Source organism: Nocardia australiensis (assembly GCF_020733705.1).
GTDB lineage: Bacteria > Actinomycetota > Actinomycetes > Mycobacteriales > Mycobacteriaceae > Nocardia > Nocardia australiensis.
On the sequence record NZ_JAJFZM010000001.1, the window covers coordinates 871285 to 885222 of the forward strand.

Sequence of the window (13938 nt, forward strand, 5' to 3'; positions counted from 1 at the left end):
GATCTGGCATGCGCTGGATCGGCATGCACTGATCTGTCGACCCGCCCGCACGCGGAACGGCACGCGGCGAGCATCGTGACAAGCGCCACTTTCCCGATCGCCATGGCCGTCGGTACGCATGAACTCGCTCAGGGCTGGCCGCTGACGACCGCGGTCATCGCGTCCATGAACGACTGGCCGCCCATGGCGTAGCCGCCCGCGATCGCGCCGATCACCAGGCCGATCGGGCCTGTGATGATGCTGAAGAATCCGAGGCCGACGATGGCGCCGATCAGCCCGCCCAGTACGCCACCGGCGACGACGCCGATGACGTTCTTGTTGAGTTCCTCGATCAGGCGGGCCATAGAGCTGATCGACTGCATCTCACCGATGTCCTTGGCGGTCGGCTTCGGTGTGAGGGCGAGGGTTCGACCGTTGTCGCGGATCTCCTGTGCAACCGACAGATGACTTCCGGAGACGTCGAAGGTCAGCGGTACCTCGGCGACGACAGCACCGCTGTCGGACTTCAGCGATACCTTGGTGCCGTTATCGGTGACCTCGAATTTTCCGCCGTCGACAGCGGTGGTGAGTACTCCGGCGACGTCGGAGAGGGTGGCGCGGTAGCCGACTCCCTGGTCGACGCCGGATGTCGAAATCTCACGAGTGATCGCGATCGGCTCCGCATTCACAGTTCCCGCAGCGATTCCCGTGGCAACGACGGCTAAGAGAGTGGTGGCGGCGGCGAACGTGCCGAACTTCATTCGAGTTTCCTTCTCACAAGGCTCCGGCTCGGGCAGCCGGATGACGCACACAGCGCCACGTAGCTATTGCCCCCACCGCAATCGGTAAAGCCTCCCATCATTCATCGTTGCCCGATTGTGACCTGGAAATATGAGCGATCGGACCACTCGGCGTCGCACGGAATGCGTTGCCCCACAACGACTCGACGCGCGCGCACCACATGGTGTAAGCATGGCGTGATCTTCGAAATGCAATTTTCAACTTCGGATCTCGTTGGGCGAGTTCGAAGCGTGACAGCTCTGGAGGACGTTTCGTGTCGCGCCAACGTGTCCGTGCCGGTATCACCCTGACCGTATTCATCCTCGGCGCCGCACTGTCCGCGGCCGCCGTCGCGACGGTCGCGTTTTCCATGAGTAACGACGAGTCGGCCGCAAACGCTCCGTCGCCGGTCACCGAAAGCATCAGTGCCACAGCGACAATGACAGCACCGGAGATCCAGCCGCTACCCCAAGACGAATCGGCGATCAGCCCGGCCCCTACGTTCCCAGCGGTTCGCGGCGCCAACGAAAAGGTGGTCACCGGCCTACAGGTAGCTGTCGGCGACTGTATCGGGCTCGATCGCATCGACGACGACGCCAAAATCGAGAAAACCACCTGCGGCAGCGCGAATTCCAACTACACCGTGTCCCAAATGGCGCCCGAACCCACGCAGTGCCCGACCGATGCCGACCATTCCTACGTCGCGACATTGCACGGCACCGAAAAGGCAGCCCTCTGCCTCGACATCGACTGGGTAACCGGCGGCTGCATGCAACTCACCCCCGACAACCCGAAACGAATCGACTGCACAGCCCAAGGCACACCCGACGGCATACGAGTCGTAGAAGTTAAACAAGACACCACCAACGTCAACACCTGCTCCAAGGGTGACCGCGGAATCGTCTACCAGCAACGCCGATTCGTCGTCTGCGTGGCGCGTTTGTAGGACTGCCGCTCAGCCGGACCCAGCCGACGACGACGAAGACCCAGACGCACAGGTAGCAGCCGTTTAGTTCAGCCCGGCGGCGCTACTGCGTACCGGAGCGGAGGAAGTTCAGGGCACGAGAAGGAGTTGCCCGGCCTTGGACTGGACGATGGAGAAGTGCTTGCGGTCCAGCGTCGCCACGGCCGTGACCGGGAACCGCTCAGCGACGGCGACCACGGATGCGTCCACCGTGCCCAGCGGTAGGTCGGAGTACTTGTCGACGAGCTGGCGTATCCGTTCCAGGTCCTCGACGGTCGTATCCACGAGAGTGTACGTGCCTTCGGTCACGTCTCGCAGGAACGCCAGTTCCGCCACAGGACCGACACGGCGCTCCAGCAGAATCGCCGCTTCAGTGAGCACCGGTGCCGGCACCAGCAGCGGGCCGGGAGCGTTCATCAGCAGTTCCCGGCACGCGGCATGGTGGTTGTCTCGGGCATTGACCAGGGCGACGATAGGCCCGGTATCGACAACGATCACTCAGCCGATTCTGCCCGATCGATCTCGTTGCGAACGATGTCCTTGGCCCGCTCGCTCAGGTCCGGTTCAGCGGAGGCGATTCCTGCGCTGTGGAAGGTGCGGCGTCCGGGTGGGCGGACGAGCTGCCGAAGGAACGCGGCGGCAGCCGGAACCTGATCCTCCGGCACAGCCTCAGCCAGCCGCAACAGCTCCTCATGGGTCGCGCTCATGACCAAAGTGTACGACTGCCCGTAAACCAATGCTTTGCACAAATAGACCAAATGAAGGTTCCCTCTTATGAGGGGATCGAATCAACCATCACCGACTGGATCGGTATCCACTACTGCGTACTCGCTGCGTACCGACGATCCGAGCGACGCGAGCGAATAACCCGCCAAACACACGAATGCGCAGGTCAAGCCATTTCAGTTCAGCCCCGCGTACGAGTGCAACCCGCTGATCACGATGTTGATGATGAACAAGTTGAACAGCATCGCCACGAATCCCGCGACGTTGATCCAGGCGGCCTTGGTGTCGCGCCAGCCGGAGGTGGCGCGGGCGTGCAGGTAGGCGGCGTAGAGGACCCAGGCTATGAAGGAGCAGGTTTCCTTGGGGTCCCAGCCCCAGAAGCGGCCCCAGGCGGCTTCGGCCCAGATGGCGCCGAGGATGACGCCTGCACCGAAGAGAGGGAAACCGATGATGGTGGTTTTGTAGGCAAGGCGGTCCAGAGCGCGGGCGTCGGGCAGGCGGCGGGCGATGACGCCGAGGATGTTGTCGGACTCCTGGCCCTCGGGCTGGCGCAGGCGGTAGAGGAAAAGCAGGCTCGCGACACCGGAGACGAGGAAGACGCCGCTGCCGATGCTGACGATGGTGACGTGAATGGGCAACCAGTACGACTTCAACGCGGGCACGACAGGCGCGGCGTCGGCGTAGAGCAGGGTGCCCGCGAGGAACATCAGGATCAGGATCGGGACGAGCAAGAACACCCACATCGACCGGTAGCGCTGCTCACGCAGGAAAACAATCCCGACCAGTGCCGCGGCGGCGGTCGCCATGGTGACGAACTCGTACATGTTGCCGAGCGGAAAGCGATGAGTCGCGAAGCCGCGCAACACGATCGAGAGCACGTGCGACGCGACCCCGACAAAGAGCACCGAGTAAGCCATATTGCCCGCGCGTTCCGAAAGGGGCCGCGCCTGTGGCGTCTCGATACGACCAGGACCGGCCGCAGGCAGCGAGCCGGAACCGCCCGCGGCGACAAGCTCGCGCTCGACAACCTTCCGTGTCCGCGCCGACGCGTACTGCACCAGCAGCAGCACGAGCACGAGCGCGTACACGACGATCGCCGACTTGAAGGCGAGATCGCTGTAGTGCGCGATGTTCTCGTCGATCGGCATGGTCACTCTCCCGTGGTCTCGGAGCCGGGTTGCCCGCTGGATCGCTGATCCAGCAGGCGCGCACGCAGCTTGTCGAACTCGCCGCCCCAGCCGGCCTGATCGGTTCTGGCCAGCCCGCCCATCTCTACTACAGTGCGTCGTTTGTCAACGGTACCGGCTTCGCCCTCAGCCGGGTAGACCCGCATCCAGATCCGCCGCCGTTTCACCAGCAGCGACACCAGCAGCCCCGCCATCATGGCCAGTGCGCTCACCAGCACCCACTGTTGCGCCGGATCGTGCGACACCTGCAGGTTCACGAATTCCTGTGCACCGTCGAAGGTCACCTTGGTGCCGTTGGGCAGGGTGGTCGACTCGCCGGGGCGTAGGTTGACCCTGGCCTCCTTGGCCAGCCGGCCCTGTTTGATCTGCTCCGGGTCCAGCGAGAACAGCGATTGCGGCTTGCCGGTATCGAGGCCGGTATCGCCGCGATAGACGTCCACCGCGACGGCCGGATCATTCATCACGGGGAACGATGAGGTCAGCAGGTTGCCGTGCAGCAGCGCGGTCGGTGCGAAAAGGCCCTCGATCGCGATCTGGTTCTTGCGACGCTCCTCGTCGGTGGCGTACATGCCACCGGGCGGATCGATCCGCAAAACACCGCTGGACAGGAACGTCTGCGCGTTTTCCGGCCGCCACTGGATGGTCTCGGTCCTGGTCTGCCCGTTCGGGAAGGTGACCGTGAAGGTCGGCGCGTACCCGTGTCCCTGCAAATACAGCCTGTCACCCGCGACGCGCAGCGGATGGTTCACCTGGATGGTGCTGTTACGCCAGGTATTGCTCTGCAGATCCGCACCCGCCTGATATTCGATGTTCGAGGTGAACATCTCGGCCTGGCCATTCTGCAGATAGTCGGCCTTGAAGTCCTTGACCCGCACGCAGATCGGCGCGATGCCGGTGCCGTCGATGACATTGCCTGCCCGGAACGAGTCGAAAACCGCGGGTGAGGTCGTGCAGAAGCCTGGGCCATTATTGGCGATAACGATGACGCTGCCCTCGTAGCCGAACAGCTTGCCGACGGCGATGGCGACCAGCAGCCCGACCAGCGACAGATGGAAGACGAGGTTGCCGAGCTCGCGGGTGTACCCCTTCTCTGCGGACAGGGTGATCTCACCGTCACGCCCGCTCGGCTTGATACGGCGCTCGCTTGGATCTTCGTGGTCACGTTGGCCACCGCTTCGGGGCCTGAGACTCGCGCCGTCACGCACCTCGGTGCGCCAGCCACGCAATTGCTTACGCGCATGTGCGACCACCTCCTCGGCGCCCAGTTCGACAGTCCCCGAGTAGTGGTGCGGCAGCCGGGCGAGGTTGCGCGGCGCCCGGACCGGCGGCGTGCGCAGCGCGCGGTAGTGATCGAAGACGCGCGGCAGAATGCACCCGACCAGTGAAATGAACAGCAGTACATAGATCGCCGTGAACCAGAAGCTGCCGAACACGTCGAACAGTTCGAACCGATCCATCCATGGTCCGAGCGTCGGCCGGTCAATGATGTACTGATCGACCTTCTGCGCATTGAGGCTGCGCTGCGGCAGCAACGCGCCGGGAATCGCGGCCAGCGCGAGCAGGAACAGCAGTACCAGCGCGGTGCGCATGCTGGTCAGTCCGCGCCAGGTATTGCGCGCGAATGCCCAGATCCGGCCTAGTGGTGATTGACGCGGCGGGGTCACCGGCGCCTCATGTTTGTCGAGCACGGTCATATCGGTAGCGTCACCTCGGAAACGAACGCGTCGCGGACCCAGGCGACGAACTGGTCCCAAGCCCCCGTGACCAGCGCGATGCCGACCGCGACGAGCAGGATTCCCCCGATGATCTGAATGGTGCGGGAGTTGCGGCGCAGCCAGCCGACACCGCGCAGCGCGCTCACCGAGCCGAAGGCCAGGATCACGAAGGGCAGCCCGAGGCCGAGGCAGTAGGCGACGATGAGCGCGACGCCTCGAACGGCGGTGGTGCCGTCGGTACCCGCCGACACCGCCATCACCCCCGATAGCGTCGGACCCAGGCACGGCGTCCAGCCCAGCGCGAACACCGCGCCGAGCAGCGGAGCGCCCGCAATGCTGGTCAGCCTGCGCGGCTGCATCCGGGTATCGCGCTGCAGCGCGGGCACCAGGCCGATGAACACCAGCCCCATCAGAATCGTGACGACACCGCCGATGCGTTGCAGCAGCTCACGATTCACATTCAAGGTCTGAATCACACCGAAGACGGTGGCGGTCGCGAGCACGAAAACCACGGTGAAACCGGCGACGAACAAACCCGCCGCGCCGGCAACCCGCATCCGGCCGCGAGCCACCGGCTGTGCGGGGGCCGCCACACCACGATCCGCGACAGCAACCGAACCGGCCCGCGCCCCACGACCTTTGGCCTCGGCAGCGGTTACCGGCGGCGCCTCGGCACCGACCAATCCCGCGAGATACGACAGATAACCCGGCACCAGCGGCACCACACACGGCGAGGCGAACGACACCAGCCCTGCCAGCACACATGCGCCCAACGCCAGCAGCAGCGGTCCGGTCGCCGCCGTCTGCTGGAACGAATCGCCTACTCCGGCGAGCACACTCATGTGTGCTCCCGGCGCCCATCGTCGGTGGGCGGCGGCTCGGGAGCGGGTGCGGCACTCACCGCGGATAAATCGTCGCGCGCGATATCCCGCATCGATTCCGCGGCCGCGCTGCGCGGCACCACCGCGACACCGGCCCAGCGATCATCGACTCGCCATGTGCCACGAACGAGCCGCGCTGCCTGGCGCGGACGGCAGGCAAGTCGGCCGCGAACGCGTCGGTCGCGATTCACGACCGGCCCTCCTCGGACTGATCCGCGTCGCGCCGCACCGGTCGTTCCGATTCCGACGGCGCGTCGACCTCGGCCCAGTTGACGTCCATCATCGAAACCGCCGCGGCGCTACGTGGCACCGAGGCGACGCCGGCCCACCGGTCGTCGACGGTCCACGTGCCACGGATGAGTCGGGCGGCCTGCCTCGGGCGACAAGCGCGCGGGCTTCGGGTGCGGGTCACTGGGAATCCTCTGCGGCGATGCGGTCGACGATGGGCTGAAGATCCTCGGCCAGGAGCGACCTGAGGAAGACGGCGGCAACCCGGTGCTCGCGATCCAGGACCAGGGTCGTGGGAATCACGCTGGTCGGAAAGTTGCCACCGAGGGCGAGCAAGGTGCGCATTGACGGGTCGTAGATGGACGGGTAACCGATCTTGTTATCGGTGACGAAGTCTTGGGCCTTGTCCTGTTGCGGGTCACGGACGTTGATGCCGAGGAATGCGACGCCCTTGTCCTTCGTCGCCGCGTACGCCTTCTCGAGCGCGGGGGCTTCCGCACGGCACGGGCCGCACCACTGGCCCCACAGATTGAGCACGACGACCTTGCCCGCGAAATCGTCGACCGAGGTGGTTTTGCCAACGGTCATCAGATCCGGGCCCGACAGCTTGCCGATGGTGCCGCGCGCGCTGGGCGGGTCGTAGAAGATGTCGGTCTTGCCGCCGGGAGACACGAATTCGAACGTGCCACCGGAGGCCACCGCGTCGGTACCGGCGGAGCAGCCCACGAGCGTGGCGACGAGGCACACGCACGCGAGCAGGACCGGCGCCAGGCGCCGCAATACCGGCCGAGTCGACGCGGTGACCGGTCTCATGCGCCGTGCACCGACGGATCCGAACCGCCCGCAGGCTCGGAGTAGACGATGTCGACGAGCGTATCGCCCTGGTAGACAAGCGAAGTCAGCGATGCGAGCGAGCATTGCCGGTGGCGCGGGTCGTGCCAGAGCCGCTGTCCCTGCAAGAACCGGCGCAGCGTCCACACCGGCAGCTGATGCGACACCAGCACCGCCTCGTGCCCGGCCGCCTCGACCCGCGCCTTGTTCACGGCGGCCAACATGCGGTGTGCGATCTGCAGGTACGGCTCACCCCAGGACGGGGCGAAGGGATCACGCAGCTTCCACCAGTGCCGAGGCTTGCGCAGCGCGCCGTCACCGACCGATACCCGAAGGCCCTCGAAGGTATTGCCCGCCTCGATGAGGTTCTCGTCGGTGCGCACGATAAGCCCGTGCCGTTCGGCGATCGGCGCGGCAGTCTCCTGCGCGCGTTGCAGCGGCGAGGCGATCACTAGCGTGACGTCGTGATCCGACAGCGACCGCCCGACCGCGCCCGCCTGCGCCCGCCCGGTGACCGACAAACTGAAGCCGGGCAGCCGTCCATAGAGGATGCCCTTCGGGTTGTGCACCTCTCCGTGGCGGAGCACGTGCACGATGGTCTCGACGCCCTCGCCCTCGATGCCCGTGGCGGACGGGCCGGTCGGCTCCGTGGTGCGCGGTCGAGTGCTCATGGCGGAGGCAGCCCGCGCTGCCGGTTCGTCGCTCACGCTGGACTCGGTCGAGTGGGCGGATTCGCTCTTGGGGCGCGATTCAGCCGAGACGGCTGTGTTGGATTCAGCCGAGACGGCCGCGTCGGATTCAGCCGAGACGGCTGCGTCGGCTTGTTCGCGCTTTTTGGAATCTGGGTGGTCGGAACTCACGCGCGGGATCCTTCGGGGGTGGCGGCCGCGGCCGCGTGTGCGGCGGCGGGCAGGGCGGCGGCGATACGGTCGAACGCGTCCTCGTCGAGCGCCGCGGAGACGAACCAAGCCTCGTACGCGCTCGGCGGCGCGTACACACCACCTTCGAGAAGCGCGTGGAAGAAAGCTGGGAAACGCCAGGTCTGGCTGGCCTTGGCGGTGGCGTAGTCGGTGACCGGAGCCTCGGCGAAGAACACGCTCACCATATTGCCCGCGAACTGCACCTGATGCTCGACCCCCACGGTGGTTAGGGCTTCGGTGAACAGTCCGCCGAGCCGCTGCGCATTGCGATCGAGCGCGGCGTACACGGCGTCGTCGGCCGCACGCAGCGTTGCGAGGCCCGCGGCGACGGCGACCGGATTTCCAGACAGCGTGCCCGCCTGATAAACGGGGCCGAGCGGAGCCAGATGATTCATGATATCGGCACGGCCACCGAACGCGGCGGCGGGCAGACCACCGCTCATCACCTTGCCGAAGGTGTAGAGATCACCGGCGACCCCCTCGCGGCCGAACCATCCCGCGCGGCTGACCCGGAATCCGGTCATCACCTCGTCCATGATCAACAGCGCGCCGTGTGCGGCGGTCAGCGTGCGCAGGGCCTCGTTGAAACCGGGCAGCGGTGCGACCGCACCCATATTGCCCGCCGCGGCCTCGGTGATCACGCACGCGATCTCGCCGGGATTCGCGGCGAACGCCGCGGTGACGGCATCGATGTCGTTGTAGGGCAGCACGATGGTGTCGGCCGCCTGCGCGCCGGTGACACCGGGCGAGGTCGGCAGGCCGAGCGTCGCGATGCCGGATCCGGCATCGGCAAGCAGTGCGTCCACATGGCCGTGGTAGCAGCCGGAAAACTTGATGATCTTGGTGCGACCCGTGTAACCGCGAGCCAACCGGACCGCGCTCATAGTGGCCTCGGTGCCGGAGTTCACCAGCCGAACCCGATCCACCGGCGCAACCCGTTCGACGATCAGTTCGGCGAGTTCGATCTCGGCCTCGGTCGGCGCACCGAAGGACAGCCCAGTGGTCGCGGCCCGCTGGACCGCGTCGACCACCGCGGGATGCGCGTGCCCGAGGATCATCGGCCCCCAGGAGCAGACCAGATCCACATAGTCGTTGCCGTCGGCATCGGTGAGGGTGTAGCCGTTCGCCGAAGCGATGAATCTCGGTGTGCCGCCGACCGACATGAATGCCCGAACCGGCGAGTTGACACCGCCCGGGATTACCGAACTGGCCCGCTCGAAGAGCTGGGTGGAGATCGGCACCGATGCCCTGGTCGCGCGCGGAGAAGAACTCACGGCCTCCAGTGTCTCAGCCCGATCCCAACGAGTCGACGACAGGGTGTAGTGGAGTGACCCACGCCGCAGTGCGCCCCGGCACGTCTGCGCAACACGCCGAATCTGTTTCGCCGCATATCGGTCGCCAGCGGATTGCCGCTGCGTAATCTTGGGCGGCTCGCATATCCGTTTCTCCCACCATCTACCGGTTCCGGAGGGTTCAGCATGCGGTTTGCCATCTTGAGTGCCGCGGTACTCGCCCCGCTCGCCGCCTCGACGACCCTTTTGGGCGCCGGATCCGCCTCGGCGGTTGCCCCGGTCGGGCAGACCGACCGCATCGGGGTCAGCCTTAGCCACGAGGAAACCGCGGCCATCGCCGGCGGACCACTGCCCGCATTGGTCACCATGTTCGTGCCGCCCAGCCGAATCGGCGCGGGACTAGAGAGCGGTACCGAGATTCATCGCGACGAGAACGGCGGTGTGCACGCATCACTGCGCCAGATCATGACCGAAGCCGCCACCCACCCTGATGGCTCGGTTACCGTTTTCGTAAATGTCCCTGGCACTCGCGGCGGCCGGGTGCTAGACATTTACCAGCAGTGGAATTGAATCGACGCCGGATCGGTCAGGTGTAGATGCACGGCACTGAGGCCGACATGGTGTGCAGCGTGCACGTGAACGAGTTGTAGATACCGGCGGATCCGGTCTGGGGCACGAAAACCGGTGCGGCGTGCGGGTTTTGCGCGGTATCGGTGGTCGCGGGTTCCAGCGGCAGGCTCGTCGTGGCGCCCGCGGGCGCTGCGGCCAGCCCGATCGCGGCGGCCACGGCCACCCCGGCACAGAGTTTTCCGGCAAGTGCAATCACAAACATTCCTTTGTCGACAACATCGTTGTTACAGACGAAAACTCAATGGCCGCAACAACATTCGCTACGCCAATGATGGGCCGACCTTTCGCCTCCAGCACCCGAAGGGCACGCCTTGCACGGTAGCCGAGTCGGACACGGCACGCCAGGGCGCGAACGCGTACCGCACGCGCTACACAGGGTGATTTGCAGTGTCGCTCGGTCAGTCGCGAGCCGAAGACCGCGCGGTGGCCGCGCGAATGGTCCGCGCCGCCGCGTCGATGACGATCACACCGGCCACCACGACCAGGAAAGCCGCCAGCACCAGCCACGGCGCGACGTAGCGTGTCGCGTCGAAGCCTGGCACATCCCCGGCTGCCGCGAACGATGTCGTCACCACACCGTTTCGCCAGCTCGCAACGGCCACGGCCACGCATAACGCCGCCACGACCACCTCGCCGAACACTACGAACGCACGCCTCAACAGTTCGCTCCGTTCTCGCTGTGTCGATCCTCGCTGTCTGGATCCTCGGCCCGGTCGGCTTCCTCGTCCGGCTGTTGCCCGGTCTGGTTTTGTTCGGCCTGCTTTTGTTCGGCACCGCGCCGCGCTTCCAACGCCTCGGTAAGCGCCACGCGCAGGCCACGATGATCTTTCGCCCAAGCTTGTACGAGCCCGCCGTCCGACAGGCGCAACCCGATACCGGTGCGCCGCCGCGGCACCCCGCTCAACTCACCCAGCGCCCGCGCCGACTCCCAGTCCTCGTCGTCCCAGCAATCCTCGTCCCGCTCGGGCAGCACCTCCTTGATAGAGGTCAGTGCGACGGTTTCGGTGCCATCGCGCAACGCGTCGGCGGTGAGTTCGACGCTGACATGCCGTTGCCCCGCAATCACCTGCAGCACAACGAAACCCGCGATCAACGCGGCACAGAAGATGAGAGCGAACCAGTGCACCTGACTAGCGGTCACCAATTCGATGAACAGAATGATCAAACACAATCCGGGCCCGTAGGACACCGTGCGCCACCGCGAACCCGGTTCGGCGAACAAGATGTTCGCGCCGTCCCCCACCTCGGTCACGCGAGGCTCGCTGTCGCGCCGAACATGGCGACAGGTTCCATCAAGCGGGCCAGGGTCAGCCGACGATACTCGGCAGCAACAGCACGGCCACAGTGAGCAAACCGAACAGAATCAGCAGACTCAGTACGAGCAGATCTCGCCGAATGCTTTGCGGCTGTTGAATCACCACACGCATCGATGCCTCCGTTCTCCCGGAGCCATTCGGTTAACGACCAACTACCGGTTTCCTCGTCCACTGTGACAACCCTCACGATACATGCCGGCGATTCTCAGACAAACTCCGCGCCAATGACCCCGGTCGTTCACCGACGGTTCATCTGGAAGTACGCGGTCGAGTCCGGACGGTGACTCAAGTACGTCGCGCCGGCCGCGAGCACGCCCTGCACAATCGCGGCGGCGCCCGCGACGAGCGACCCCGCTCCCGATATCGAGCCGAGCGTGAACATGGTGCCGATCGCGATCAGCACTAGCCATACCGCGACAACGGTGAGCAGCGTCCGAGCCCATAGCTTGCCGCGTACCAACTGGTGTGCGATCACCAGCCCCAACGCCGCGACCACAAGACCGAGCAGTATCGCGACCACGAACGCCAACTGCACCATCAGGTCGGCGGTGGCCATGGTGAAACCCGGGTCCTCGGCCTTGACCTGGTCGAACATCTGCTTGGCGAAATCATGCCGCTGCCCGACCGCGGCCAACATCGAGCCGCCGAGTTGCAGGACGCCGAATCCGACTACGCCCCACCACAATTGGCGCGCGGTACGAACATCCTCCGGTAGGGCGGGTTTCGGCAGAGGGCCGAACTGAGTGGGTGGATATGGGTTCGTCACGATAGCCAGTGCGCGGCCTCGGTTGCCCAGTAGGTGAGCACGAAGTCCGCGCCCGCCCGCCGGATACCCATCAGTGATTCGAGAATGGCGCCGCGACGGTCGATCCAGCCGCGCTCGGCGGCCGCTGTGATCATCGAGTACTCGCCGGAGATCTGGTATGCGGCCACCGGGACCGGCGAATGGTCGGCGACATCACGCAGGATGTCCAGGTAGGACATCGCCGGCTTCACCATCACGATGTCCGCGCCTTCGGCCAGATCGAGATCGAGTTCGCGAATGGCTTCCCGGCGGTTGGCCGGATCCTGCTGGTAGCTGCGCCGGTCACCCTCGAGCGACGAGGCGACGGCCTCGCGGAATGGGCCGTAGAACGCTGACGCGTACTTCGCCGCGTAGGCGAGGATGCCGGTATCGGTGCGCCCGACCGCGTCCAGCCCGCGCCGAATCGCGCCGACCTGACCGTCCATCATGCCGCTGGTGCCGAGCAGGTCGGCACCGGCATCGGCCTGCGCGAGGGCCATCTCCACATAGCGGTGCAGCGTGGCGTCATTGTCGACGGCGCCGTCGGCGGACAGCACGCCGCAGTGGCCGTGATCGGTGAACTCGTCCAGACAGGTGTCGGCCATGATCACCGTCGAGGAGCCCACCTCGTCGGCCAGCGCACGCAGACCACGGTTGAGAATGCCATCGGGATCGCTGGCCTTACTTCCGGTGGCGTCCTTGTCCTCTGGGCGTGGCACCCCGAAGAGCATGAGCCCGCCGACACCCGCGGTGACCGCCTCGACCGCCGACTTGCGCAGCGAATCGATCGAATGCTGCATCACCCCCGGCATCGAGCTGATTTCGCGCGGTTCTTCCAGTCCGTCGGCCACGAACATCGGCAACACCAATTGCCGTGGCCGCAGTGTGGTTTCGGCCACGAGACGACGCACCGCAGGGGTACGGCGCAACCGCCTCGGGCGGTCCATTCCGGTCATAAACCGCACGATACGCCTGCCGACCAGAGCACGTTCCGCCGCGTCGGCACGGGCAATCCGGTCGAGACAGTCACCGCACGGGGTGCGGTCCGGAATTCTCCTCGACACCGAGATACAACGCGCCGATCGTCGGTCGGCGGATATCTCGGGCGCGGTCGCGTCGCCGGCCGAGCAGTGCTGGTCGCCGGCCGCGGCGAAGACCACGCGATGGAATTCGGTATTGCGATCGACCAGCCTCGGAGCCGCCGAAGCGACTCTCGAAGTTACATCCGTCACTGCGTGCGCTGAGTCGAATCGCAGCGCGGCCGGTCCGAAACCGACTCTGGGCAAGGTCCGAATCGTTTGCCGAAAGCCATTGTGGCCAGCGGTTTCTGTCGGTACTTGGAGGTAGAATCGAAGATGTGTTCGAGGGAATCCTTGTCACGCACATCGACCTGGTTCCCAATCTCCACGGGGAGGATCTCATGCCCGCTACCGCACCGAAGTCCAGCATCATCGACCGGCCGTATGTCCCATTGCAGAAGCGTCCACTGCCCGCGGGCCGCCCGCGCAAGTGGTACGTCACTCACAATCGCAGGCTCAAGGCCATGCGACTCACCATCGCGCTACTGGACTCCGGCATCTATCTGCCGAGGCAGGCGAGCAACGAACGTATCCGGCGCACCGCGGTGCAGATCGATATCCGCCCACCTTCCGACATGACCTGCAGACTGGTACGCACCCTGATGCGCTACAGCCGCTGATTATGC

Annotated in this window: 19 protein-coding genes; 3 read left to right on the plus strand and 16 right to left on the minus strand. The window is 65.6% G+C overall.

Annotated features, from left to right (window positions below; all coding sequences use genetic code 11):
• Positions 1 to 128: 128 nt before the first annotated feature.
• The gene (locus LKE06_RS03845) at positions 129 to 740 is read right to left on the minus strand and encodes a DUF8020 domain-containing protein (RefSeq protein ID WP_227997224.1); all 612 of its coding nucleotides are present in this window, start codon (positions 738 to 740) and stop codon (positions 129 to 131) included.
• Positions 741 to 1033: 293 nt separating this feature from the next.
• Here LKE06_RS03845 and lppU point away from each other — a divergent pair, with 293 nt between their 5' ends.
• Entirely contained in the window at positions 1034 to 1705 is a 672-nt protein-coding gene (lppU, locus tag LKE06_RS03850; RefSeq protein ID WP_227997225.1) for an LppU family putative lipoprotein, read from the plus strand.
• A gap of 108 nt (positions 1706 to 1813) precedes the next feature.
• On the opposite strand, the gene LKE06_RS03855 is transcribed toward lppU, so the two are convergent.
• The 10 genes from LKE06_RS03855 to hemL all read right to left on the minus strand — a co-directional run bounded on the left by LKE06_RS03855 (position 1814) and on the right by hemL (position 9485).
• On the minus strand, positions 1814 to 2221 hold the full coding sequence (locus tag LKE06_RS03855; RefSeq protein WP_227997226.1) for a type II toxin-antitoxin system VapC family toxin: 408 nt from the start codon (positions 2219 to 2221) through the stop codon (positions 1814 to 1816).
• Positions 2218 to 2430, minus strand: a complete 213-nt coding sequence (locus LKE06_RS03860; RefSeq protein ID WP_227997227.1) for a hypothetical protein — start codon at positions 2428 to 2430, stop codon at positions 2218 to 2220. The genes LKE06_RS03855 and LKE06_RS03860 overlap by 4 nt, the downstream gene beginning before the upstream one ends.
• Before the next feature lie 195 nt (positions 2431 to 2625).
• The gene (ccsB, locus tag LKE06_RS03865) at positions 2626 to 3597 is read right to left on the minus strand and encodes a c-type cytochrome biogenesis protein CcsB (RefSeq protein WP_227997228.1); all 972 of its coding nucleotides are present in this window, start codon (positions 3595 to 3597) and stop codon (positions 2626 to 2628) included.
• A 2-nt stretch (positions 3598 to 3599) separates the two neighbouring features.
• Complete coding sequence (resB, locus tag LKE06_RS03870) at positions 3600 to 5330, minus strand: cytochrome c biogenesis protein ResB (protein WP_227997229.1); 1731 nt, start codon at positions 5328 to 5330, stop codon at positions 3600 to 3602.
• A complete protein-coding gene (locus LKE06_RS03875; RefSeq protein WP_305082789.1) occupies positions 5327 to 6193 on the minus strand; it encodes a cytochrome c biogenesis CcdA family protein in 867 nt (288 codons plus the stop codon). The genes resB and LKE06_RS03875 overlap by 4 nt, the downstream gene beginning before the upstream one ends.
• A complete protein-coding gene (locus tag LKE06_RS03880) occupies positions 6190 to 6423 on the minus strand; it encodes a hypothetical protein (protein WP_227997230.1) in 234 nt (77 codons plus the stop codon). Before LKE06_RS03880 ends, LKE06_RS03875 begins: the two co-directional genes overlap by 4 nt.
• Positions 6420 to 6644 (minus strand): hypothetical protein, encoded by a 225-nt coding sequence (locus tag LKE06_RS03885; RefSeq protein WP_227997231.1) that lies wholly within the window; start codon positions 6642 to 6644, stop codon positions 6420 to 6422. Before LKE06_RS03885 ends, LKE06_RS03880 begins: the two co-directional genes overlap by 4 nt.
• The gene (locus LKE06_RS03890) at positions 6641 to 7273 is read right to left on the minus strand and encodes a TlpA disulfide reductase family protein (protein ID WP_227997232.1); all 633 of its coding nucleotides are present in this window, start codon (positions 7271 to 7273) and stop codon (positions 6641 to 6643) included. Before LKE06_RS03890 ends, LKE06_RS03885 begins: the two co-directional genes overlap by 4 nt.
• The gene (locus LKE06_RS03895; protein WP_227999269.1) at positions 7270 to 7962 is read right to left on the minus strand and encodes a histidine phosphatase family protein; all 693 of its coding nucleotides are present in this window, start codon (positions 7960 to 7962) and stop codon (positions 7270 to 7272) included. The genes LKE06_RS03890 and LKE06_RS03895 overlap by 4 nt, the downstream gene beginning before the upstream one ends.
• Before the next feature lie 185 nt (positions 7963 to 8147).
• Positions 8148 to 9485 carry a glutamate-1-semialdehyde 2,1-aminomutase gene (gene hemL, locus LKE06_RS03900; RefSeq protein WP_227997233.1) on the minus strand — a complete coding sequence of 446 codons (1338 nt, stop codon included), beginning with the start codon at positions 9483 to 9485 and terminating at the stop codon, positions 8148 to 8150.
• A gap of 204 nt (positions 9486 to 9689) precedes the next feature.
• Between hemL and LKE06_RS03905 the strand changes: the two genes are divergently transcribed.
• Positions 9690 to 10073, plus strand: coding sequence for a hypothetical protein (locus LKE06_RS03905; RefSeq protein WP_227997234.1), 384 nt, complete (start codon positions 9690 to 9692; stop codon positions 10071 to 10073).
• A gap of 16 nt (positions 10074 to 10089) precedes the next feature.
• Here LKE06_RS03905 and LKE06_RS03910 read toward each other — a convergent pair whose 3' ends face one another.
• The 5 genes from LKE06_RS03910 to hemB form a co-directional block, all read right to left on the minus strand.
• Positions 10090 to 10329 carry a hypothetical protein gene (locus LKE06_RS03910; RefSeq protein WP_227997235.1) on the minus strand — a complete coding sequence of 80 codons (240 nt, stop codon included), beginning with the start codon at positions 10327 to 10329 and terminating at the stop codon, positions 10090 to 10092.
• A 202-nt stretch (positions 10330 to 10531) separates the two neighbouring features.
• Positions 10532 to 10792 carry a hypothetical protein gene (locus tag LKE06_RS03915; RefSeq protein ID WP_227997236.1) on the minus strand — a complete coding sequence of 87 codons (261 nt, stop codon included), beginning with the start codon at positions 10790 to 10792 and terminating at the stop codon, positions 10532 to 10534.
• Positions 10789 to 11385 carry a transport-regulating membrane protein Mce1N gene (gene mce1N, locus LKE06_RS03920; protein ID WP_372477279.1) on the minus strand — a complete coding sequence of 199 codons (597 nt, stop codon included), beginning with the start codon at positions 11383 to 11385 and terminating at the stop codon, positions 10789 to 10791. The genes LKE06_RS03915 and mce1N overlap by 4 nt, the downstream gene beginning before the upstream one ends.
• Before the next feature lie 302 nt (positions 11386 to 11687).
• Complete coding sequence (locus LKE06_RS03925) at positions 11688 to 12215, minus strand: hypothetical protein (RefSeq protein ID WP_227997237.1); 528 nt, start codon at positions 12213 to 12215, stop codon at positions 11688 to 11690.
• Positions 12212 to 13189 (minus strand): porphobilinogen synthase, encoded by a 978-nt coding sequence (hemB, locus tag LKE06_RS03930; protein ID WP_227997238.1) that lies wholly within the window; start codon positions 13187 to 13189, stop codon positions 12212 to 12214. The genes LKE06_RS03925 and hemB overlap by 4 nt, the downstream gene beginning before the upstream one ends.
• 401 nt (positions 13190 to 13590) lie before the next feature.
• Between hemB and LKE06_RS03935 the strand changes: the two genes are divergently transcribed.
• The gene (locus LKE06_RS03935) at positions 13591 to 13932 is read left to right on the plus strand and encodes a hypothetical protein (protein ID WP_227997239.1); all 342 of its coding nucleotides are present in this window, start codon (positions 13591 to 13593) and stop codon (positions 13930 to 13932) included.
• The last annotated feature ends 6 nt before the right edge of the window (positions 13933 to 13938 follow it).